Origin of the sequence: Acinetobacter sp. FL (genome assembly GCF_040744925.1) — a bacterium.
Classification (GTDB): domain Bacteria; phylum Pseudomonadota; class Gammaproteobacteria; order Pseudomonadales; family Moraxellaceae; genus Acinetobacter; species Acinetobacter radioresistens.
On record NZ_CP160437.1, the window covers coordinates 793,172 to 816,715 of the forward strand.

A 23,544-nucleotide genomic window follows, 5' to 3' on the forward strand; every position below is an offset into this window, starting at 1 on the left:
AATTTTTTTAAACTTAAGTGATAATCTATTTAGAATTTTGAGTTTTCTTATACTTTATAAAGCTATAGATTTTAAGGAGGATATTATTTCTTCTGCACATGAATTATATGGACAGATTTTAGAAGTTATTAGTCTGATTCCTTGTGGTAAAGTTGCAACTTATGGGCAGGTTGCGCGTCTTGCCGGGTTGCCAAAACATGCACGATTAGTCGGCTATATACTCAAAAATCTGCCTATAGAAACTGATATTCCATGGCATCGCGTAATTAATAGTCAAGGTAGAATTAGCCTGAGTAAATTAAATACACAAGGTCAAAATATACAGTCCGTTTTATTAATTGAAGAGGGACTGACAGTCATAAATGGAAAGATAAACTTAAAAAAATTTCAGTGGCTACCCTGAATTTCCAAATCAACTTAAGATCCCTAATTCTCTCTGTCTGGAAATTAGCAAGATAAAAATTAATATACAGTCTCTATCAGATGCGGATTAAAATTCATTTAAAAATGCTATTAAAGATGAAACGTTATCTGACTGTAGTCGCCCGCGTATTTTTAATAACTGCTTTTCGTCCATATCATAAAGCTTAAGGGAAAGCAGCTTCTGGATGTCTTCTTGAGAAAAACGGTATTTAATAATTCGTGCAGGTACACCACCGACAACTGCATAAGGTGGAACATCTTTAGTTACTACAGCACCTGTTGCTATTACTGCGCCTTCTCCCAGTTTTACACCTTGCATAATCATGGCACGGCTACCAATCCAGCAACCGTCACTAATAATTGTATCTCCTGCTAGCACAAAACTACGGGTATCAAAGGGAAACACTGAAATCCACTCTGTACGGTGTAGCTGATTACCCCCCATCATAATGACACTTTCAGCACCAAAGCAGACAAAATTACCAATATAAAGCTGATCAATCGGTTTATCTGGGGCAGCAGGTTTATCATGAAGATAACGCACTACACAACGTTCAAACCCTTGATCCCAATAGGCTGAGTAATAGCTATAATTGCCTTTAATATGAATATTCGGATTCTTTACTGTCTTCGAGATGAATTCGAACTCACACCAGTGTTTAACCGGAGAGTTGATCAGCTGATCCATAAGAAAAATTAAATACTGAAGAGCAGCAGATTATATCTGAAAAATTTTAAAATTTGAGATGAGCGAAAATAATATTGTCAATAAAAAGCCCCTGATGAAAGGGGCTTCATGTGTATCGTGTTTGACTAAATATATTCAACACTCACAATTTCATATTCTACTTCACCTTGAGGCGTAACAATTTTTGCTTCATCACCTTCGCTTTTGCCTAAAAGTCCGCGTGCAATAGGTGAGTTCACAGAAATTTTATTAATTTTAAAGTCAGCTTCATCATCACCAACGATTTTATAAGTTTTCTGTTCTTCAGTATCAAGATTTTCAATAGTTACTGTTACACCGAAAACTACACGGCCACTCTGCTCAAGATCTTTAATATCGATAACCTGAGCTGCACCCAGTTTACCTTCAATGTCCTGAATACGACCTTCACAGAAACCTTGCTGTTCACGTGCAGCGTGATATTCTGCATTTTCTTTCAAGTCGCCATGTTCACGTGCTTCTGCAATCGCTGCTGTAATACGTGGACGTTCTACAGTTTTAAGCTGGTGTAATTCTTTCTCTAAGGCAGTTTTGCCTTCAGGGGTCATAGGATAACGTTGCATGTTGTCCCTCAAAAGTCAGTGGAAGGATGTAAAATATATAAATAAAAAAAAGCCCGCCACCAAGAAGGTAGCGGGACTTCTTGGAAGCGAATTAACCTTTAGTTAGGTCTTGCAAACGATATACATCCATTGGCAATTTAATTGCTAGAGCTTGGCATACAGCGTCCGCACCATTCAATGTAGTTGTATTATACACTTTACCTTGAAGTGCTGAACGACGGATCGAGAATGAGTCTTCTTGTGCCTTTTTGCCTTCAGTCGTATTAATGACAAGGTGGATTTCACCGTTTTTGATACGGTCCACAATGTTAGGACGACCTTCAGTCACTTTATTCACGCGTTCACATTCAAGACCAGCTTCGCTAATCACTTTAAATGTACCATCAGTCGCAAGAATCTTGAAGCCTAGGTCAATTAATTGTTTCGCAATACCGACAGCACGAGGTTTATCTGAGTCTCGTACAGAGATGAATGCATGTTTCACTTCGCCTTCAGTTGGAAGACCAGGTAAACGTTCATTTGCACCTAGCACTGCTTTATAGAATGCTTCACCAAATGTTTTACCTACACCCATCACTTCACCTGTCGATTTCATCTCAGGGCCAAGGATCGGGTCAACACCAGGGAATTTGTTGAATGGGAACACTGCTTCTTTTACAGAGAAGTGCTCAGGGATAATCTCAGCCGTGAAGCCTTGTGACTCAAGAGATTGACCTGCCATACAACGTGCAGCGACTTTCGCTAAAGATTCGCCGATACACTTAGAAACGAACGGCACAGTACGTGATGCACGTGGGTTCACTTCCAAGATGTAAACGTCGTCGCCTTTCACCGCAAACTGTACGTTCATCAAACCGATTACGCCAAGCTCTTTTGCCATAGCAATCGTTTGACGGCGCATTTCGTCCTGAACTTCTTTAGATAAAGAGTAAGGAGGAATAGAACATGCTGAGTCACCTGAGTGAATTCCCGCTTGTTCAATATGCTGCATGATCCCGCCGATCACAACGTCTTTACCGTCAGACACGCAGTCAACGTCAACTTCAATCGCGTCATCCAGGAAGCGGTCAAGCAGAACTGGCGCTTCGTTAGATGCCTGAACCGCATCACGTAAGTAGCGTTTGAGTTCTTCGTCGTTGTATACGATTTCCATCGCACGGCCACCAAGAACGTAAGAAGGACGTACCACAAGCGGGTAGCCGACTTTCGCTGCTTCAGCCATACCTTCTTCAGCAGATTTTACGATACTGTTATTTGGTTGACGCAGTTGCAAACGTTGAATCATTTGCTGGAAACGTTCACGGTCTTCTGCACGGTCAATCGCGTCAGGTGATGTGCCGATAATTGGCGCACCCGCTTCTTCTAAAGCACGAGCCAATTTAAGCGGAGTTTGACCACCGTATTGTACGATGATGCCTTTAGGCTTCTCTGTACGAACGATTTCAAGTACATCTTCCAAGGTAATCGGTTCGAAGTACAAACGGTCTGATGTGTCGTAATCTGTAGAAACAGTCTCAGGGTTACAGTTCACCATGATGGTTTCATAGCCATCTTCACGCATTGCAAGCGCCGCGTGTACACAGCAGTAATCGAACTCGATCCCTTGACCAATACGGTTAGGTCCACCGCCGATCACCATAATCTTGTCACGGTTCGATGGGTTAGACTCACACTCTTCATCGTAAGTTGAGTACATGTATGCTGTATCCGATTCGAATTCAGCTGCACAGGTATCCACACGTTTGTAAACAGGGGTTACGCCCAGGTTCCAACGGTGTTTACGGAATTGTTTTTGTGAAATACCCATCAAGTTCGCAATGCGCAGGTCCGATAAACCTTTACGTTTGAATGAACGGATGTTGTCCGCGTTCAAGTCACCGAAACCTAAAGTTTTGATCTGGTTTTCAGTGTTGATGATGTCTTCGATCTGGACCAGGAACCAGCGGTCGATATTGGTCGCTGCAAATACTTCGTCTAAAGTGAAACCATGACGGAATGCATCCGCTACATACCAGATACGCTCTGGACCTGGAACTTTAAGTTCCTGAAGAATCTTCTCGCGTGCACCTTCAGTACCCACTTCGATTTTTTCATCAAAACCAGAAGCGCCCACTTCTAATCCACGAAGTGCTTTATTCACAGATTCCTGGAAGTTACGGCCAATGGCCATGACTTCACCGACAGATTTCATCTGAGTTGTTAAAGTCGCGTCAGCTTGCGGGAATTTTTCGAAGTTGAAACGTGGAACTTTGGTGACGACATAGTCAATTGCTGGTTCGAAAGATGCTGGAGTTGTACCACCAGTAATATCATTTTTCAGTTCATCAAGGGTATAGCCAACTGCCAGTTTCGCTGCGATTTTTGCAATCGGGAAACCTGTTGCTTTCGATGCAAGCGCAGAGGAACGTGATACACGCGGGTTCATCTCGATGATCACCATACGACCATCTTTTGGATTGATACCAAACTGAACGTTAGAACCACCTGTTTCAACACCAATTTCACGAAGAACTGCTAAAGATGCATTACGCATCAATTGGTATTCTTTATCAGTCAATGTTTGTGCAGGTGCAACCGTGATCGAGTCACCGGTGTGTACACCCATTGGATCAAAGTTTTCGATCGCACATACGATGATACAGTTGTCGTTTTTGTCACGAACAACTTCCATCTCGTACTCTTTCCAGCCAATTAAAGACTCATCGATCAATAACTGTTTAGTCGGAGAAAGGTCAAAACCGCGTTCACAGATTTCAAGGAATTCTTCGCGGTTATAAGCGATACCGCCACCAGAACCACCCATGGTGAATGATGGGCGGATAATCACTGGGAAGCCAAAACGAGCTTGAATTTCAAGTGCTTCTTCCATTGACTCTGCAATCGCAGCTTTTGGACACTCAAGACCAATCTTACGCATTGCTTGGTCGAACAGTTTACGGTCTTCTGCTTTTTCGATCGCTTCTTTGGTCGCCCCAATCAATTCAACATTGTATTTCTCTAATACACCATTTGCGTCAAGTGCAAGCGCACAGTTCAACGCAGTTTGACCACCCATGGTTGGAAGGACCGCATCCGGACGCTCTTTCTCAATGATCGCGGCAACAGTCTGCCAAGTGATTGGCTCGATGTAAGTAGCATCTGCCATTGCAGGGTCGGTCATAATGGTTGCCGGGTTAGAGTTCACCAAAATAACACGGTAGCCTTCTTCACGCAGCGCTTTACATGCTTGTGCACCTGAATAGTCAAACTCGCATGCCTGACCAATTACAATAGGGCCAGCACCAATAATTAAGATGCTTTTAATATCCGTACGTTTAGGCATTATTTCGCTCCTTAATTACTTCTTAGATGCTTCGATAAGTTCAATGAAATGATCAAACAGCGGTGCGCAATCATGCGGACCAGGACTCGCTTCAGGATGTCCTTGGAAACTGAAAGCCGGTTTATCAGTACGATGAATACCTTGGTTTGTACCATCAAACAGCGAACGGTGAGTTACACGTAACACTTCAGGTAAGGTACTTTCATCTACCGCAAAACCGTGGTTCTGCGAAGTGATCATCACTGTACCATCTTCAATATTCTGTACAGGATGGTTGGCGCCATGGTGACCATGACCCATCTTGAGGGTAGCTGCTCCACTTGCAAGAGCCAGAATTTGATGCCCTAAACAGATACCGAAGACCGGTAGTGTAGTTGTTTCGACAATAGTTTTTACAGCTTCAATTGCATAACCGCATGCAGCCGGGTCACCTGGTCCATTGGACAAGAAAACGCCATCAGGATTAAGTGCCAGTACTTTTTCAACAGGGGTCTGGGCAGGTACAACGGTCAATTTACAGCCGCGATCTGCAAGCATACGCAAGATGTTGGTTTTGACACCATAGTCATATGCTACTACATGATATTTTAATTCAGGCTGGGTAAAGCCTTGACCTAATGCCCATGAGCCTTCGGTCCATTCAAAACCTTCTGGATCACAACACTCTTTTGCCAGGTCTAGACCTTCAAGACCGCCAAAAGCCCGCGCTTTTTCTAATGCTTCTTCAGCAGTAATATTTTCACCTGCAAGAATACAGCCATTCTGCGCGCCCTTATCCCGCAAGATACGGGTCAGTTTGCGGGTATCAATATCTGCAATCGCAACAACATTATTCTGCTCAAGATATTCACCAAGAGACATATCTGCACGGAAGTTGCTATGTAATAAAGGCAGGTCGCGAATAATCAGGCCATTGGCCCAGACTTTCTGAATACGGCCGGACTCGGCATCTTCAGCATTACAGCCAGTATTGCCAATATGAGGATAAGTTAATGTCACAAGCTGTTGTGCATAACTTGGGTCAGTCAAAATTTCTTGATAGCCAGTCATGGCGGTGTTAAAAACGACTTCACCAGTCGTACAACCCGATGCACCGATAGACTTACCTTTAAAGATAGTTCCGTCTGCAAGGGCTAAAATGGCGGGGATGCTCAAACCAAAGCTCCTGAATTTTAGGCTGTAAAAAAGCGAGTAGACATAAAAAAAGGGTGGCTGTCTAAAAAAAACACGCCCTCCTTTTGGTCTGCTCGCTTGTAACTTAACAGCGTATTGTACGCATGAAGAGTCTAAAAGTCCACGCTAATTATAATGTTTATATCAGATAGGGAGCTTGTAACTTCAAATAAACACAAGCGCAAGCCTTCCATGAGAAAAGAATGAGAGAGCAAGCAAGATTTTTAATAATTGTCAGACAATAAATAGATCATTTTTTATTCAATAAATTAAGATGATTTTATAATTTTCATCAAAGCAGGGAATATTATTATGACTAATTCTTCTCAGAAAGCTAAAAAAGCAGCTCAGCCATTGGCTAAAGAACAAAAGAATGAAGTAATTGAGACTACACCAGTTGTCAACACAGCATCAGAAGCGTTAACACAGCAGGAGCCTGCGCGTGAATCCAACCAGGCGTTATGGGCGCGTTTAGAGTCATTAAAAAGTCAACTAACCTTTTCGGGCCAAGAAATTTCTGAATTAAAAAATCTGGTTAAAAGTGAATTTACTCATCTGGTGGATGAGCTTGCCAAATTAAGCCAAGATTTGAAAGCAGACATCAGCCAGATTTCATTAAAACATAAAGAAAACCTTACCGAGACATTTAAACGCTCTAAAGCAAATGCTGTTGAAGTGTGGAATAAGGTTCAGCGTCATAATTAAGTTGAATAAATAATAAAAAAGTGAGTATAAACTCACTTTTTTAAATTATTACTGGAAGTTTCAAAACTGATGTAGCCAGTCACGCTTATTATGAAAATCTGGTTGCGGGCTACTATGCTGCATAGCGAAATAATGTACTTCTTGTGAAGTCTTAAGTACTGCCGACAAGCCAAGATATAAATCTGACCACTTCAATTCATGGTCTGCCATAAACCGTCCCAGATCCAGACTCACATTTAAACCATAATGTGTCCGCTTGAGCTGATTTAACTCAATATCATAAGCTGGTTTTGGAGGAATATCTTCCGGATAGCGATACTCTTCGAACTGGTAGGCTTGCCAAGCTTCAGAAGGGGAAAGGTTAATTTCCCGATAAAAATCTTGATCTTTTACACCAATGAAAATTTCATAACAGGTATTTTCCCATAGATAGTCACGGCGTGGATTTGATGCGACTTTATCTGGCCAAAGGATTAGCCGGTTTGGGTCACTAATCCAGAAACCGATATTTAAAGAAGCCTGATCTTGCTGTTCAACTGCACCTACCAAGGAAATAGCAGAAAACCTTTTAAAAGGATTAAGTTCGTAACTAGCCATAAGAGAAAATGATCAGCTTGAAAGATGCGCGTAACGAACCAGATTCGACAAATGCTGATTCTGTTTGGCTGCCTTTTTATAAAGCAGAACAATTTTACCAATTTTCTGTACTGCCTGAGCACCAGTAGCTTCTATTAACGCATCAATAACCTGTCCACGTGCTTCACGATCTTCGCCAGCAATCTTCACTTTAATTAGTTCATGATCGTTTAATGCGCGGTTGGTTTCTTCAATCACGCCTTCGGTCAGGCCTTGCCCCCCGATCATTACTACCGGATTAAGAGCATGTCCAATTTGACGTAAACGCTTGCGTTCTTGAATAGAGAGAGCCGCCATGAAATATAACCTAAATTTAAAAACGCCCCAGTATAGCAAAAACCGAATTCAAACACTCTAAAACTCTTAAATTATCGATGAAGCTTATTAAAAATATCCGTTGGGGAGGGCGCTTTAGATACAGATGTATACTGCAAGCTGCACATTTTTCACGTACAATAAAAAAATAGAAGTTATTTCAATATTTAGTAGTTATGGCAACACGCATTACCAACCAGAAGTTATCTAAAAGTAGTCGTGCGTGGATGAGAGAGCATCTGGACGACCCTTTTGTAAAAAAGGCGCAAAAGGAAGGCTATCGTGCACGCGCTGCCTATAAACTTCTTGAGATCCAGGAAAAATATAAGCTCATCAAACCGGGTATGACTGTAGTTGATCTGGGAGCGGCTCCAGGGAGCTGGTCGCAGATAGCGGGTAAACTGGTAGGGGATAAAGGACTGGTAATTGCGTCCGATATTCTTCCGATGGATGCTTTGGCAGATGTCACTTTCTTGCAGGGTGACTTCCGTGAAGAAGAAGTATTCGAAAAATTGTTAAATATTTTAAATGGACGTCAGGTAGACGTTGTAATTTCGGATATGGCCCCCAATACATCTGGTAATAGGGCGGTTGATCAGCCCCGCCAGATATATTTGTGTGAACTTGCTTTAGATTTTGCACAAAAGGTACTCGGACCCAACGGACAGTTTGTGGTAAAAGTATTCCAAGGGGCTGGCTTTGATGAGTTTCGCAAGCAAGTGGTTGATAGTTTTGATGTGTTAAAAACTGTTAAACCCGCCGCGTCACGAGCCCGTTCGAAAGAAGTGTTTTTAATTGGACAAGGCCGTAAAAAAGCGTTGCAATAAACTTTACTTGCCAACCCGTCAAAAATTGTGCATTTTGTACTTTTTTAGACATTGCATGCTGTTTTACAGTTTTTTGTTAGGGTCACCCCAGAAATTTTGGGCATGATCAAATTAGATTGATATGGGAATAAAGCTTTGAGCGATCTCTTCAAGAATGCCGTATTGTGGCTAATAATACTGGGTGTTCTGATCTTGATTTTCAGTAACATCAGTGACCGCAACAAGCCGACTGCGATGAATTATTCCGAATTCGTGGCAGCGGTTAATGCCGGTCAAATTAAGCAAGTCACAATTGATGGCGAGCGTATTAATGGCGAAAAAGTCAACGGTTCAGAGTTTGAAAGCATTCGTCCTGCGGTTCAAGACCCTGAGCTTATGCCGAGCCTTATCAAAAATAATGTTGTCGTTGAGGGTACAGCACCGCAACGTCAAGGTTTATTGATGCAATTACTCATTGCAAGCTTTCCTGTACTTCTAATCATCTTGTTATTCATGTTCTTTATGCGAAATATGGGTGGCGGTGCAGGTGGCAAGAACGGGCCAATGAGCTTTGGTAAATCCAAAGCAAAAATGTTATCTGAAGACCAGATTAAAGTAACCTTTGCCGATGTGGCGGGCTGTGATGAGGCCAAACAGGAAGTGGTTGAAATTGTCGATTTCTTGAAAGATCCGGCAAAATTTAAGCGTCTAGGCGCAACCATTCCTAAAGGTGTTTTAATGGTAGGCCCGCCGGGTACAGGTAAAACCTTGCTCGCCAAAGCTATTGCCGGCGAAGCAAAAGTGCCGTTTTTTAGCATCTCCGGTTCTGACTTTGTTGAAATGTTTGTTGGTGTGGGCGCCTCGCGTGTACGTGACATGTTTGAGCAGGCTAAACGTCATGCACCTTGTATCATTTTCATTGACGAGATTGATGCAGTGGGTCGTCATCGTGGTTCAGGTACAGGTGGCGGACATGATGAACGTGAGCAGACTCTTAACCAAATGCTGGTTGAAATGGATGGTTTTGAAGGAAATGAAGGTATTATCGTAATTGCAGCCACTAACCGTGCTGATGTACTCGATAAAGCCTTGCTTCGTCCAGGTCGTTTTGACCGTCAAGTAATGGTAGGTCTGCCAGACATTAAGGGTCGTGAACAGATTCTGAATGTTCATTTAAGAAAACTGCCTTCAACTACCGGTGTAGATGTTAAAGTGTTGGCGCGTGGTACACCTGGCTTTTCGGGTGCCCAACTGGCAAACCTGGTCAATGAGGCAGCTCTTTTTGCGGCACGTCGCAACAAGAACACAGTCGACATGCATGACTTCGAGGATGCAAAAGATAAACTGTATATGGGGCCAGAGCGTAAATCGATGGTTCTTCGTGAAGAAGAACGCCGTGCTACTGCTTACCATGAAGCGGGACATGCAATCGTTGCTGAGATGCTGCCCGGTACTGATCCGGTCCATAAGGTAACAATTATGCCGCGTGGTTGGGCTTTAGGCGTAACTTGGCAGTTACCAGAGTTTGATCAGACCAGCCATTACAAGGACAAAATGCTGAACGAGATATCTATTTTGTTCGGTGGCCGGATTGCAGAAGAGATCTTTATTCATCAGCAGTCAACGGGTGCATCTAACGACTTTGAACGTGCAACAAAAATGGCACGCGCGATGGTCACCAAATACGGTATGTCTGACAAACTGGGTGTAATGGTCTATGAAGATGATTCACAGCAGTCATTTATGGGCAGTATGAATAGTCGCACTATTTCTGAAGCTACCCAGCAACAAGTCGATCAGGAAGTGCGTCGTATTCTGGATGAGCAATATAAAGTTGCTTGGGATATTCTTGAAGGTAATCAGGATATTGCACATAAAATGGTTAAAGCTCTGATGGAATGGGAAACTATTGATCGTGAGCAGATCCGTGACATTATGGAAGGTCGTGATCCTCAGCCACCTAAAGTTTATGTTGCAGATAATCCGGTTGCAGACTTAGAACCACCTAAAAATGGGCCGTCTACACCACCTCCATTGCCAGCAATGAACTAAATACAGTTATTTAGAAAAGAGCCACTTCAAGTGGCTCTTTTTTATTATTTAAAAATAAAAACATGAAAATAACTTAACACTCGGCCAGAATTTAACTTGTTAAAATGTATCAATCATAAGATCAGGAGAAACCAATGCGGCTAATGCCATTACCTAAACAGACTTTACAATGCAAAGATGTAAGTCTGGATTTAGCTCGCCCGCATATTATGGGGGTTTTAAATGTTACTCCTGACTCTTTTAGTGACGGCGGAAAATATAACCATAGAGAGCAAGCTCTCCAGTATGCTTTGCAGATGATAAAAGACGGGGCAACTATTATTGATATTGGAGGGGAATCTACCCGGCCAGGCGCTACTCCAGTATCGATTAAAGAAGAGCTTCAACGTGTAATTCCTGTAGTGGAAGCTTTGGCACAACATGATGTAATTATATCTGTTGATACCAGTGAGCCTGAAGTAATCCGTCAGGCAGTGAAGAAGGGAGCCCATATCTGGAATGATGTGCGGGCATTGAGTCGCCCAGATGCACTTGCAGTGGCGGCAGAGCTGGATATACCTGTAGTCATCATGCATATGCGTGGTGAGCCTACCACAATGAACCAGCTGGCCAATTATGAAGATGTAGTTGAAGAAGTGCTTCGTGAGTTGACTGTAAGAGTTGAGGCGGCCATTGCAGCAGGAGTGCGGGCGGATAATATCATTATTGATCCAGGCTTTGGCTTTGCCAAGAATGCTAGTCATAACCTGAAACTGTTGCAGGATTTCTGGCGGCTTAATGAATTAGGTTATCCGGTTCTATCTGCACTGTCACGTAAGCGCTTCATTGGTGAGGCCCTGGAGGGCGCAGAGGTAAAAGATCGTGTAATTGGCAGCGTCACAGCGCATCTTTTGAGTATACAGCAGGGTGCATCTATCGTAAGGGTACATGATGTGAAGGCTACCAGTGATGCGATTAAAATCTGGTGTGCTACACTGTCTGCCTGATGGTTTCTATATTTGACTGAATCCGGGTTCTTTAGGCTCGGATTTTTATTTTTGAGAATAAGTAATGAATGATGAGTTATTAACTCCTATGTGTGAGGATGAATACTACCCTGAAGAGCTGGTATCACGTATTAAACAGTTGCTGCTACAATTCTCTGAAAAAATTACAGCAAGTTCTTTGAGTCAGATAGATATATATTCTTCTGCTCAGGAGATCATAGTTCAAATCAATAAAATGAAACCCAAGTTTGAGCAGATGGATTCATCTCTAGATGATGCAGCAGCTGATTATATTGCTGAGGCTATGATGATGGTGGTACAGGAGGCGGGTTATCTAGATATTGATATGGAAGAACTGGTTACCAATAGGGAGTGGTAAGATAACTTTATTGCAAAGTCTTATGGTTTGTTCAGGATATTCTATAGTTGGCAGTATTGTCCTGAATGTTTTTCTGCAATCCTGTCATCGTTAAATATAATATTTGATCCACTTAACGGCATACATCCTTAACTTTTGCCGGAATTATCATTCTTGTTTTCTCATGGTTATTTATTTCCTTAATTATTAAATTTTAAAGCACAGTAGCTGTGACTGAGAGTACAGCACTGTGATATGCGATGATTATCTATTTGATGAGCTATTTTTTAAATAATTGCAAAACTTGTATTTAAAAATGTCTGGATACTTAAGCTACTAAACTGTTGATTTAGAAGAGGAGGAAATCGTAATTTGAATAAACTTGATCATTGTAAAATTTATATTTTTATATTCAAGAAATTACAGGCATAAAAAAACCAGCTTTAAGCTGGATTCTTTATTACACCATTTTATTTTAGCTTTAAAATGGTGCCCGGGGCCGGACTCGAACCGGCACGCTTTGTGGGCGGGGGATTTTAAATCCCCTGTGTCTACCTATTTCACCACCCGGGCGTTACACAAGATTGGAGGCGGAGGTCGGAATCGAACCGGCGTACACGGAGTTGCAGTCCGCTGCATGACCACTCTGCCACCCCGCCATCTCTTGGTGATGCACATATTAGCAATCTTTGAAAAAAAAACAATAGGATGTATGGTGAATATGCACATAAAAACAGCAACTAAAATAAAAACGGTTAAATAATCATGTATTATGTGCAAAATTGATTCATATCCACTTGGGAGATGTGCTGTGGCATTGGTTTTAGACGGTCGTACACTGGCGAAACAGATAGAAGCTGACTTGTTGCAACGTGTAGAGGCGTTAAAGACAAAAACAGGTCGTACGCCAATTCTGGCAACTATCCTGGTAGGAGATGATGGTGCTTCAGCTACTTATGTACGCATGAAAGGGAATGCCTGTCGTCGTGTTGGTATGGATTCTCTTAAAGTGGAACTGCCAAAAGAAACAACTACCGAGCAGTTACTGGCAGAAATTGAAAAGCTAAATGAAAACCCTGATGTACATGGTATTCTGCTTCAGCATCCTGTTCCGGAACAGATTGATGAACGTGCCTGTTTTGATGCCATATCGCTAGAAAAGGATGTAGATGGCGTGACTTGCTTGGGTTTTGGTCGTATGGCAATGGGAGAGGCTGCCTATGGCTCTGCAACACCTGCTGGAATCATGACGATCTTAAAAGAAAATAATATTGAAATTGCAGGTAAACATGCCGTTGTTGTAGGCCGCTCTGCTATTTTGGGCAAGCCAATGGCAATGATGTTGCTTCAGGCTAATGCTACAGTGACGATTTGCCATTCACGTACACAGAACCTCTCTGAATTTGTTAAGCAGGCTGACATCCTTGTAGGGGCTGTTGGAAAAGCCGAGTTTATACAAAAGGAATGGATCAAGCCGGGTGCTGTGGTGGTTGATGCTGGTTTTCATCCGCGTGATGGCGGTGGTGTAGGGGATATTCAACTAGCAGGTATTGAAGAGCTGGCTTCTGCTTATACTCCTGTTCCAGGGGGTGTAGGGCCAATGACAATCACGACTTTAATTCGCCAGACAGTCGAAGCCGCTGAGAAAGCCTTGGCTTGATCTTAAAAGCATTATTAAAAGCTATGTAAATGTTAAGTTTGCATGGCTTTTATGTTAATAAAGCTTTTAAAGCTATTTTCATGGCCTGTTTATCCTGATCTTTATTTGAATTAATCGGCTGTTCACTTTATTTCTGTTTTGAAAAAGGCAGAAAAACTATCTCTGGCCTGCGAAACTCGTTAAAAAGTATTAAAAAATTATAGGGCGCAGAATTATTCTTTTATTATAAATTCTGCCTTTAAGCAGTGGGGTATGGACTAGAGTGCTTATCATATTAAGCTTTAATAACTTTGAATCGCTTTAATAAAGGTTAAATTTTTGATGAGTTGTACTTTTCAACTGGCTAAGGCTCCTGAGCATCTTCTTCAAGCGTTACATGAGGTTATACCACAGTGTGAACTACAGGCACAGCAATTACCTGAAACCCCTATTTTATTATGGTTAATACCGCCAGTTTTTCCTACTGACCGCCTCGATGATGAGGTTATTCGACGTATCTGGAATGATACGCCTTACTGGATTTTCTGCTGGGCTTCAGGACTTGCTATGGCACAGTGGTTGCTTGCCGAGCCACAGCATGTCAAAGATAAAGTGGTATTGGATTTTGGTGCCGGTTCTGGAATAGTAGCTATTGCCGCTAAAATGGCAGGTGCCAAACGGGTAATCTGTTGTGATATCGATCAGGTCAGTCTGGCGGCTTGTCGCGAGAATGCAAAGCTTAATGATGTCGAGCTTGAGTATTTGGATGACTTGTATAAGGCAGAGCAGGTTGATGTGCTATTGGCGGCTGATGTACTTTACGATCAGAGTAACCGCTTCTTTCTGGATGAATTTCTGAAATTTACTTCAACGGTCTGGGTGGCAGATAGTCGGGTAAAAAACTTTAGTCACCCTCGTTACTGCAAAACTGAAGAACGTAGTGCCACCACTTGGCCAGACCTAGATGAAGCTAAAGAATTTCGCAATGTCAGCTTTTATAAGACGTTATAAGTTTAAATAACGTCTGAGCTGATAAAGCATAAAATATTACGAACAGGTATAGCGAATGACGCGTAGAGTTGCAGGCTTGGCTTCAAGTGCCTGTCGAGTTGCGTAATCTTCACTGTTATTTAAACTTGGGGTATCAGATAAACTGAATGAGGCCCGGTTCTGGCCGAGTTGTATACCATAATTGTCCTGCTGGGTAGCAGCAGGATTTGGAATCTCATTGGCGCTTAATACTGAAATTTTATAAGTTTTACCAGTACCTAATACTTGCTGACAAGCCATCTGCAATTTATTTTCATCTATAGACTGGTTGGCACGTAATGCCAAAGTATAGACAATAGTCGCTGATTGGGCAGACTTGTTCTCGATCTGATAGCCTGTAATACCATTGTACTGGCGAGGGCTAGTCTGGCATGCCGTTATAATAAAACATAATGGTAAAGTAACCAATAAAGTTATTTTCTTCATAATTAGAAAGCCTTTTATCCTTATAGGTTCAAGTATGGCATAGAACTAGCGGAAATAAGCAATCTTAAGGACTGATATGCTTCAGTAAGCTGAAGAAATTATAAGTAAATGTTAAAGACATCAATTTAATAGGTAAATGATAATAGCAATTTTTCTCTGGTGATTGATTAATAGAGCGTGGATAAAATTAAAATAAAAAAGGTCGCAATTGCGACCTTCTTTTATTTTATTGATTTAAACTGATTTTACAGCATCAAGCAGCTGATTCTGACGGTCTTTCAGTGCTTGTGGTAAACGGTCACCTAACTTGCTGAATAGCTCAGTATGGCTTTCCAGTTCTTTAATCCATTGGTCTTTATCTTGAGAAGTTACAGTATCAAACTGTTCTTTGCTAAAGTCTAGACCAGTCCAGTTGAGCTGTTCATAAGTTGGAACATAGCCAATTGGAGTTTCAACTGCACTTGCACGACCTTCACAACGGTCAATGATCCACTCTAGAATACGCATGTTCTGGCCAAAACCAGGCCATACAAAGTTGCCTTCAGCGTCACGACGGAACCAGTTTACATTGAAGATTTTCGGTAAATAGTTGCCATGTGCTTCAGCTTGCGCAGCAACTTTTTCGCCCATGCTTAGCCAGTGGCCAAAGTAGTCGGCCATGTTGTAACCAGCAAATGGAAGCATTGCAAACGGATCACGGCGTACGATGCCTTGTTGACCTACAGCTGCAGCAGTGGTTTCTGAACCCATGGTTGCTGCTTTGTATACGCCATCTACCCAGTCAAAAGCTTCTGAAACTAAAGGTACTGTATCGGCACGACGTCCACCAAAGATAAATGCAGAAATAGGTACGCCTGCCGGGTTTTCCCAGTCTGCATCAATAGAAGGACACTGAGCTGCTGAAACAGTAAAGCGGGCATTTGGATGCGCAGCTTTTTCGCCTTCAGCATGAGGCTGTCCTTTCCAGGTCGTAAGATTTGCTGGAATTTCTTTAGACAGACCTTCCCACCATACTTCGCCATTTTCAGTCACAGCAACGTTAGTATAGATGACGTCTTTATGCAGCGTTGCCATGCAGTTCGGGTTAGTTTTAGTATTGGTTCCAGGTGCTACACCAAAAAAACCAGCTTCTGGATTAATTGCATACAGGCGGCCGTCTTCACCTGGTTTGATCCAGGCAATATCATCGCCTACAGTTTCAATTTTCCAGCCTTCATAACCCGCAGGTGGAATCAGCATGGCAAAGTTCGTTTTACCACAGGCTGACGGGAATGCTGCAGCGATATAGTGTTTTTCGCCCTGAGGATTGGTTACACCTAGAATAAGCATATGTTCTGCTAGCCAGCCTTGGTCACGACCCATGACAGAGGCAATACGAAGTGCCAGACACTTTTTACCAAGTAATGCGTTACCACCATAACCAGAACCGTAAGACCAGATTTCACGGGTCTCTGGGTAATGAACAATGTATTTCTCTTTGTTGCATGGCCAAGAAACATCTTTTTGACCTTCTGCAAGCGGTGCACCTACTGTATGCACACATGGAATAAATTCGCCATCAGTTCCTAACACATCATAAACGGCTTTACCCATACGAGCCATTTTAGTCATGCTCACTGCAACATAAGGAGAGTCAGTCAATTCAATACCGATATGTGCAATGTGGCTGCCCAGCGGGCCCATAGAGAAAGGTACGACATACATGGTACGTCCAGCCATGGCACCGTCAAACAAACCATTCAGTTTGGTACGCATCTCGGCTGGAGCTTCCCAGTTATTGGTCGCACCGGCATCTTCTTGCTTTTCAGAACAGATGTAAGTACGGTCTTCAACACGAGCAACGTCGGAAGGATCAGAATTTGCAAGATACGAACCAGGATGTTTTTCTTGGTTTAATGCTTTCATGGTGCCGTTAGCAATCATCAGGTCAATTAGACGTTGATATTCTTCGTCGCTACCGTCACACCATTCAATTTTTGCAGGTTTCGTTAATTTTGCAATTTCTTCAACCCATGCAATAAGCTTAGGATGACGAACGAATTCTGGTGCGTTCACTTGGGTCATGGTGAGGCCTATTAAAAATATGTACAAAGTACAAGTACAAATTCGTCTGTCTAAACAAGACAAACAAAATGAATAAAAAAAGTGGCAGTATTAAAGCATAAATTAATAAAAAAAATAAGACTAAAGGCTGAAAGTAATTACATGTAGATCTTTATATAAATATTCTTAAAATCAATATATTAAATTAGATTAAGAAATTTATATCAAATTATTTTTAATAAAAATATATGGTATTTTTTTAAAAAATTTTATTAAAAATAAAATAATTACATTAAAAAAACTTGAATTTACTATTATTGGTAAAATAAATCATACTCATTTAAATTTTACATAATGCCTATTTTAATTGTCTATTAATTGGACGAAATTAGAGCAACTACTTTAATTTTTATTGTTTATGAATGAGCAATTGCGCCCTCTAACCATTATTTATAACAGAAATTCTGGTTTTCATGCAGCCCGTCGCGATGAGCTTTATGAAGAAATACTAACTCAACTCAGTACACATGGCTTCGAAATTCAGGTCTTGGAATTACATTCAAACTCAGATTTTGACCAGTTGATGCGGGATGTATTGGATCGTCATTTAAATGGGCCAGATGTAGGGGTTGTGGTCGCAGCTGGGGGGGATGGTACTCTAAATGCAGTAGGGGCAAAGTTATTGCATACTGACATACCGCTAGGCTTATTACCTTTAGGGACATTTAATTATGTTGCGCGGGCCCTGAATATTCCTTTAGATTTGCTTGAAGCTACAAAAGTAATTATTTCTGGTCGGCCTCAGGCGATTCATGTGGCAAAACTTAATAATCAGATTTATTTGAACAATGCAAGTCTAGGATTATATCCACTCTTTATTAAGCGAAGGGAGGCATATAACCAGCGGTTTGGCCGCTTCACATTTAATGCATATGCTTCAGCTCTGGATGTCATGATTCGAGACCGCAAAGCTTTAAAACTGACTTTAGAAGTGGATGGTAAAAGATATCCCTTAAATACACCGCTGGTCTTTTTTGGTAATAATCAACTTCAGCTACAGGAAATGCGTCTGCGTGTTGCTGACTGTGCGGCGGCTGGCCGGGTTGCCGGTGTGGCTGTAGCAAATACTGATAAAAGAACTTTGTTTAAACTGCTATTTCAACTGATACAAGGCAAGCTTGAACAGGCTTCACAGGTCTATAGCTTCTGCGCAGATCAGGTTCAGGTACACGCAGCTAAAAAAAATATTAAAGTGGCGATTGATGGAGAAATTGTCGAGTTGCAGACACCTTTAAAAATTACAGTTGAAAAAAATGCGCTTAACATAATGGTGCCGTATGCTGCTCCATCTCTCTGATCTGCATTTTGGTACCGAGCGGCCAGAATGTATAAATGCCTTACGAGTATTCTGTAAAGATCAACAACCCGAAGCTCTCGTGGTAAGTGGGGACCTGACTCAACGTGCCCGGTTTACGCAATTTTATTATTGTAAGCAGTTTTTAGAGAGTCTCCAGATTCCTTATCTGGTTGTACCTGGCAATCATGATATACCACTTTATCATTTGTGGAATCGTGTCTTTAGCCCGTTTACCCGTTACCAGTATTTTTTCGGTAATTTGGAAAATGTACTAGAAACCGAACACTTTTATATTATTGGAGTCAATAGTGTAAGACGGCGTTATCATACACGTGGTCATGTCTCACTAGAGCAAATTCATGAAACCCGTGAGAAACTAGAACAGGCCCCCTTACATAAACTTAAAATTATTACGTCACATCAGCCGTTTTATACTGAACCTGACGACCCCCATGGTTTAAAAGACTGTCCGGTACTGGGCCGTATGGCTCTAGAGGTTTGGGGACAATATGAATTGTTTGGTATTTTACATGGCCATTTACATAAAACCGCGATCTATGATCTGGCCCGACTATATAATTTAAAAGTTGATCATCCTATTTATAATATTCATGCCGGTACTGCGACTTCCTGGCGCTTGCACAAGAACCTGCCGAACAGTTTTAACACTGTTTCAATATCTGGTGAAATTCTGCAATACTGGTTTAATGAAGAGAGTCAATCATTTGTTTTACGGACAGATATGATTAAATAATTACCCAAGATCTGTCGAGCGGTTAAAAAAAATACAAAAATACAAATTTTTTTTATTTTTCCCCTTGAAGCGTTTTTTTCTATCCCCACAAAAGTGTCATCAAAACACTTTAGGTTATTACTTAGACTTATAAATAAAGTAATAACTGATTACTTAAAAAAGACTTAGTCTGATGGAGTTAATTATGAGCAATATTCGTCCATTACATGACCGTGTAGTAGTTCGTCGTGTAGAAGAAGAAACAAAAACTGCTGGTGGTATTTTATTGCCAGGTTCTGCGGCAGAAAAACCTTCTCAAGGTGAAATCATTGCAGTGGGTAATGGTCAAATTACTGATAATGGTGTACGTGCACTTGACGTAAAAGTTGGCGACAAGGTTCTGTTTGGAACTTATGCCGGTACAACTGTAAAAGTAAATGGGGAAGAGCTTCTTATTATGAAAGAGTCTGACATCCTTGCGGTGTTAGAAGGCTAATTTACGTTTAACTCATTTGTGATCAGATCAAGTATTTCTTAAAAAATTGGAGTTAAAAATGTCAGCTAAAGACGTAAAATTCGGTGATTCAGCCCGTACAAAAATGATTGCTGGTGTAAACACTCTGGCAGATGCTGTTAAAGTAACTTTAGGTCCTAAAGGCCGTAATGTAGTGATTGACCGTTCTTTTGGTGCACCGCATATTACTAAAGACGGTGTAACCGTTGCTAAAGAAATTTCTCTAAAAGATAAATTCGAAAATATGGGCGCACAGCTCGTACGTGAAGTATCTTCAAAAACCAATGATATCGCGGGTGACGGTACAACAACCGCAACTGTACTTGCGCAAGCAATCCTGAATGAAGGCATTAAATCAGTAACTGCGGGTATGAACCCAATGGACCTGAAACGTGGTATTGATCTTGCAGTGAAGACTGTAGTTGAAAATATCCGTGCTACAGCGAAGCCAGCAGATGATTTTAAAGCTATTGAACAAGTGGGTTCAATTTCAGCAAACTCTGATGAGACTGTAGGTAAGCTGATTGCTCAGGCAATGGAAAAAGTCGGTAAAGAAGGCGTAATTACCGTTGAAGAAGGTTCAGGCTTTGAAGACTCGCTTGATGTTGTAGAGGGTATGCAGTTTGACCGTGGTTATATCTCTCCATATTTTGCAAACAAGCAAGATACTCTGACGGCTGAGCTGGAAAATCCGTTCATTCTTCTGGTTGACAAAAAAATCAGTAATATTCGTGAACTGATTACTGTACTTGAAGCTGTTGCAAAAACAGGTAAGCCGTTACTGATCATTGCAGAAGACGTAGAAGGCGAAGCGCTGGCAACTCTGGTTGTAAATAACATGCGCGGTATTATCAAAGTGTGTGCAGTGAAAGCTCCTGGCTTTGGCGACCGCCGTAAAGCCATGCTGCAAGATATTGCTATCCTGACTGGCGCAACCGTAATTTCTGAAGAAGTGGGTATGTCTCTTGAGCAGGCTAACCTTGAAGATCTGGGTACTGCACATAAAGTTACTGTATCTAAAGAAAATACAGTGATTGTTGATGGTGCAGGTAATGCTGATGCAATTGCTGAGCGTGTACAGCAAATCCGTGCACAGATCGAAGAATCTACATCTGAATACGATAAAGAAAAACTTCAGGAACGTGTTGCTAAGTTAGCTGGTGGTGTAGCAGTGATCAAAATCGGTGCTGCAACTGAAGTTGAAATGAAAGAGAAAAAAGATCGTGTAGATGATGCATTGCATGCAACTCGTGCTGCGGTTGAAGAAGGTGTAGTTGCTGGTGGTGGCGTAGCGCTGGTTCGTGCTGCAAAAGCACTTGATGGCCTAACTGGTAACAATGATGACCAGAATGTAGGTATCAACATTCTTCGTCGTGCTATTGAAGCACCACTTCGTCAAATTGTTTCTAATGCAGGTGATGAGCCTTCGGTAGTAATTAATGCAGTGAAGAGCGGCGAAGGTAACTATGGTTATAACGCAGCTTCAGGTGAATATGGCGACATGCTGGAGATGGGTATTCTTGACCCTGCAAAAGTAACGCGTTCTGCGCTTGAACATGCTGCTTCTGTTGCTGGCCTGATGCTGACCACTGAATGCATGATTACTGATATTCCAGAAGACAAACCAGCTGTGCCAGACATGGGCGGTATGGGTGGCATGGGCGGTATGATGTAATCTGTCCAAGCTTTATTTAAGCCATTGATATTTCATATATGGATATGGCATGAATATATTTATCGCTTCACTACAAAAGTTTTCTTGATATAGTGGAGTGAATAAAAAAGGTCGCTTTGTGCGACCTTTTTTATTTCCTGAAATATTTACTCTATGAATCGTTAGTTAAAGCAGATAGGTTTACCTGAAAAATATTTAATTTAAGAGTTCAGTCCTATGGTTTATTCTTATTGCTAAAAAATTTGTGATATATAAAATTTTAGAAAATAATTAAATTTGGAAAAAAATACCATAGAGATAATTTAAAAAATTATTGCAAAATTAAACTCATTTTAAAGAAAGATTTTAAAAATAATTAAAAACCTTATAAATAGTAAGGGTATAAGCTAAATATAAAGAAATAGTCCAAGATACCTGGATTTAAGTTTTTTATAAAAGTGTAATGTGTTGCCAGTGTAACTATTTAATTGAATTATAAAATAATTAGCTGGATATAGAGTTAAATTTTTCATTTTTTAAAATTAGATTGTCTCAAAGCAAATGTCCTGTTTATTTTAGAAAAAGCAGATTTTTTACTAGATTTTCTCTATGAGAATAGATTTTCAGGTTTGCGAAAGCGAGAAAGAGTGGTATGCATAATTTTAAATTAAAAGGTGCACCGGGCTCCAAATCAGGTGACCAGCTTTATCGAGAGTTTAAGCAATTTGAACAGGATATTCTAATTGAAGATATACGAGCTGCTGAATTTCAAAAAAAGATGATTTTAATTATTTTAGGATTATGTATAGGATTGTTCATTGCTACTTTAACAATGTTTCTATAGAACCTATAGGATAAAAATCGGTTGATAAAAAAATATAATGTTCTTCCATATTATAAACTAAATCAGTATAGAGCTTTTTGTAACGGGCTTATCGGTTATCAGAAGAGTATAAAAATTGACGAGTGTCCCAGAACAGACTCGCTTAATGAGGTAAAATATATTAAAAACAATTCATGCTCTTAATTAATATAGCAGGTAAGCAGTGAAAATATTTAAGACACTCATCAGTTTGGTTAGTTTTACAGTGCTTTCTTCAACTGGTATGGCTTCAACAGCTACACCAACTGAACAGGTGCCGGGTTATTATCATCAGCAGTGGGGTAAATATACAGTTACCGCGTTACTGGATGGCACCAATTATATGTCACCTAGTCTATTTAAAACGCTAAATAATTCTCAGGTAAAGCACATTCAGCAGATTTTAAAAAAATACCATAATGATCAGCAACAGGGCGTACAAACATCGGTAAATGCTTTTCTAATTAATACTGGAACAGCGCTAGTTTTAGTAGATAGTGGTGCTGCTAGCTGTTTTGGTCCCCATCTCGGTTCAGTGAGCAGTAATCTGGTCAAGGCAGGCTATCGGCTTGAGGACGTGAATGTAGTGTTACTGACGCATTTACATCCTGACCATGTCTGCGGTTTAACTAAAGAGGGCCAAAAAGTTTTTCCAAACGCTAAAGTCTATGCTCATGAACGTGAAGTAAATTACTGGTTAGGTCAGACGCCAGTAAAGTTGTCTAAAGAACAACTGGAAAATTATCAGTCAACCCGCAACAAAATTCAGGACGCGATAGCACCTTATCAACAAGATAAACAATTTATGACTTTTAAAGAGGGGCAATTGATTGCTGGCCTTCAGGTGATGGATACACGTGGCCATACACCCGGCCACCACAGTTTTGTGCTGGAGCATAATAAAGATAAAATGGTTTTTATTGGAGATACAGTGCATTCGCACAGTGTGCAGTTTGAAGCGCCGCGTACTGCTATTGAGTATGATATCCAGCCAGATGAGGCTGTAAAAACCCGACTTAAACTGTTCAGTAAAATTGCGGATGAAGGTAGCTGGGTGGCTGCACCACATTTACCTTTTCCGGGCATTGGACATATTTCTAAGGTTTCCAATGAACAGTATCTCTGGATACCTGTCTATTTTAATAATGTCTTGCAAAAATAATTTCTAATAAATGGCTTCATGTGAAGCCATTTTTAATT

At 41.0% G+C, this 23,544-nt stretch carries 22 protein-coding genes and 2 tRNA genes; 14 read left to right on the forward strand and 10 right to left on the reverse strand.

The annotated features are described in order from the left end of the window. Positions 1-37: 37 nt before the first annotated feature. On the forward strand, positions 38-403 hold the full coding sequence (locus ABZP31_RS03630) for an MGMT family protein (protein ID WP_282437661.1): 366 nt from the start codon (positions 38-40) through the stop codon (positions 401-403). 87 nt (positions 404-490) lie between these two features. On the opposite strand, the gene ABZP31_RS03635 is transcribed toward ABZP31_RS03630, so the two are convergent. From ABZP31_RS03635 to carA, 4 genes are all read right to left on the reverse strand, one after another. Further along, complete coding sequence (locus ABZP31_RS03635) at positions 491-1,111, reverse strand: CatB-related O-acetyltransferase (protein WP_248135036.1); 621 nt, start codon at positions 1,109-1,111, stop codon at positions 491-493. Between the two features lie 125 nt (positions 1,112-1,236). Beyond that, a complete protein-coding gene (gene greA, locus ABZP31_RS03640; RefSeq protein WP_248135039.1) occupies positions 1,237-1,713 on the reverse strand; it encodes a transcription elongation factor GreA in 477 nt (158 codons plus the stop codon). Between the two features lie 91 nt (positions 1,714-1,804). Beyond that, positions 1,805-5,035, reverse strand: coding sequence for a carbamoyl-phosphate synthase large subunit (carB, locus tag ABZP31_RS03645; RefSeq protein WP_005015696.1), 3,231 nt, complete (start codon positions 5,033-5,035; stop codon positions 1,805-1,807). Positions 5,036-5,050: 15 nt separating this feature from the next. Next, the gene (carA, locus tag ABZP31_RS03650; protein ID WP_017400946.1) at positions 5,051-6,190 is read right to left on the reverse strand and encodes a glutamine-hydrolyzing carbamoyl-phosphate synthase small subunit; all 1,140 of its coding nucleotides are present in this window, start codon (positions 6,188-6,190) and stop codon (positions 5,051-5,053) included. Between the two features lie 330 nt (positions 6,191-6,520). Here carA and ABZP31_RS03655 point away from each other — a divergent pair, with 330 nt between their 5' ends. Continuing rightward, positions 6,521-6,913, forward strand: coding sequence for a hypothetical protein (locus ABZP31_RS03655; protein ID WP_005015692.1), 393 nt, complete (start codon positions 6,521-6,523; stop codon positions 6,911-6,913). A gap of 60 nt (positions 6,914-6,973) precedes the next feature. Here the strand turns inward: ABZP31_RS03655 and ABZP31_RS03660 are convergent, their stop codons facing one another. After that, positions 6,974-7,510 (reverse strand): DOMON-like domain-containing protein, encoded by a 537-nt coding sequence (locus ABZP31_RS03660; RefSeq protein ID WP_248135042.1) that lies wholly within the window; start codon positions 7,508-7,510, stop codon positions 6,974-6,976. Between the two features lie 12 nt (positions 7,511-7,522). After that, complete coding sequence (gene yhbY, locus ABZP31_RS03665) at positions 7,523-7,846, reverse strand: ribosome assembly RNA-binding protein YhbY (protein WP_248135045.1); 324 nt, start codon at positions 7,844-7,846, stop codon at positions 7,523-7,525. Positions 7,847-8,040: 194 nt separating this feature from the next. Between yhbY and rlmE the strand changes: the two genes are divergently transcribed. From rlmE to ABZP31_RS03685, 4 genes are all read left to right on the forward strand, one after another. Further along, positions 8,041-8,691: a 23S rRNA (uridine(2552)-2'-O)-methyltransferase RlmE gene (rlmE, locus tag ABZP31_RS03670; RefSeq protein WP_005015686.1), complete on the forward strand. Its 651-nt coding sequence runs from the start codon at positions 8,041-8,043 to the stop codon at positions 8,689-8,691. A gap of 135 nt (positions 8,692-8,826) precedes the next feature. After that, on the forward strand, positions 8,827-10,722 hold the full coding sequence (ftsH, locus tag ABZP31_RS03675; RefSeq protein WP_005015684.1) for an ATP-dependent zinc metalloprotease FtsH: 1,896 nt from the start codon (positions 8,827-8,829) through the stop codon (positions 10,720-10,722). Between the two features lie 134 nt (positions 10,723-10,856). Continuing rightward, entirely contained in the window at positions 10,857-11,708 is an 852-nt protein-coding gene (gene folP / locus ABZP31_RS03680) for a dihydropteroate synthase (RefSeq protein ID WP_248135051.1), read from the forward strand. A gap of 64 nt (positions 11,709-11,772) precedes the next feature. Further along, positions 11,773-12,087 (forward strand): DUF5713 family protein, encoded by a 315-nt coding sequence (locus tag ABZP31_RS03685; protein WP_248135054.1) that lies wholly within the window; start codon positions 11,773-11,775, stop codon positions 12,085-12,087. Positions 12,088-12,553: 466 nt separating this feature from the next. Here the strand turns inward: ABZP31_RS03685 and ABZP31_RS03690 are convergent. Both ABZP31_RS03690 and ABZP31_RS03695 read right to left on the reverse strand, forming a co-directional pair. Then, a tRNA-Leu gene (locus ABZP31_RS03690) sits at positions 12,554-12,639 on the reverse strand. Positions 12,640-12,651: 12 nt separating this feature from the next. After that, positions 12,652-12,725, reverse strand: a tRNA-Cys gene (locus ABZP31_RS03695). Between the two features lie 152 nt (positions 12,726-12,877). Here ABZP31_RS03695 and folD point away from each other — a divergent pair. Then, entirely contained in the window at positions 12,878-13,726 is an 849-nt protein-coding gene (gene folD / locus ABZP31_RS03700) for a bifunctional methylenetetrahydrofolate dehydrogenase/methenyltetrahydrofolate cyclohydrolase FolD (RefSeq protein WP_005406102.1), read from the forward strand. Between the two features lie 321 nt (positions 13,727-14,047). Next, on the forward strand, positions 14,048-14,716 hold the full coding sequence (locus tag ABZP31_RS03705) for a methyltransferase (RefSeq protein ID WP_248135056.1): 669 nt from the start codon (positions 14,048-14,050) through the stop codon (positions 14,714-14,716). A 36-nt stretch (positions 14,717-14,752) separates the two neighbouring features. Here ABZP31_RS03705 and ABZP31_RS03710 read toward each other — a convergent pair whose 3' ends face one another. Then, the gene (locus ABZP31_RS03710) at positions 14,753-15,181 is read right to left on the reverse strand and encodes a hypothetical protein (protein WP_248135059.1); all 429 of its coding nucleotides are present in this window, start codon (positions 15,179-15,181) and stop codon (positions 14,753-14,755) included. 234 nt (positions 15,182-15,415) lie between these two features. Next, positions 15,416-17,245, reverse strand: coding sequence for a phosphoenolpyruvate carboxykinase (GTP) (locus ABZP31_RS03715; protein ID WP_248135062.1), 1,830 nt, complete (start codon positions 17,243-17,245; stop codon positions 15,416-15,418). Positions 17,246-17,642: 397 nt separating this feature from the next. Here ABZP31_RS03715 and ABZP31_RS03720 point away from each other — a divergent pair, with 397 nt between their 5' ends. The 6 genes from ABZP31_RS03720 to ABZP31_RS03745 all read left to right on the forward strand — a co-directional run bounded on the left by ABZP31_RS03720 (position 17,643) and on the right by ABZP31_RS03745 (position 23,506). Then, entirely contained in the window at positions 17,643-18,581 is a 939-nt protein-coding gene (locus tag ABZP31_RS03720; protein WP_248135066.1) for a diacylglycerol kinase family protein, read from the forward strand. Beyond that, a complete protein-coding gene (locus ABZP31_RS03725; protein ID WP_248135068.1) occupies positions 18,562-19,335 on the forward strand; it encodes a metallophosphoesterase in 774 nt (257 codons plus the stop codon). The genes ABZP31_RS03720 and ABZP31_RS03725 overlap by 20 nt, the downstream gene beginning before the upstream one ends. Before the next feature lie 184 nt (positions 19,336-19,519). Next, positions 19,520-19,810, forward strand: coding sequence for a co-chaperone GroES (locus tag ABZP31_RS03730; protein ID WP_005015665.1), 291 nt, complete (start codon positions 19,520-19,522; stop codon positions 19,808-19,810). A gap of 58 nt (positions 19,811-19,868) precedes the next feature. Beyond that, a complete protein-coding gene (groL, locus tag ABZP31_RS03735; RefSeq protein ID WP_005015664.1) occupies positions 19,869-21,503 on the forward strand; it encodes a chaperonin GroEL in 1,635 nt (544 codons plus the stop codon). A 631-nt stretch (positions 21,504-22,134) separates the two neighbouring features. Beyond that, the gene (locus ABZP31_RS03740; protein WP_005406082.1) at positions 22,135-22,326 is read left to right on the forward strand and encodes a hypothetical protein; all 192 of its coding nucleotides are present in this window, start codon (positions 22,135-22,137) and stop codon (positions 22,324-22,326) included. A gap of 202 nt (positions 22,327-22,528) precedes the next feature. Continuing rightward, a complete protein-coding gene (locus tag ABZP31_RS03745; protein ID WP_248135071.1) occupies positions 22,529-23,506 on the forward strand; it encodes an MBL fold metallo-hydrolase in 978 nt (325 codons plus the stop codon). Positions 23,507-23,544: the final 38 nt, after the last annotated feature.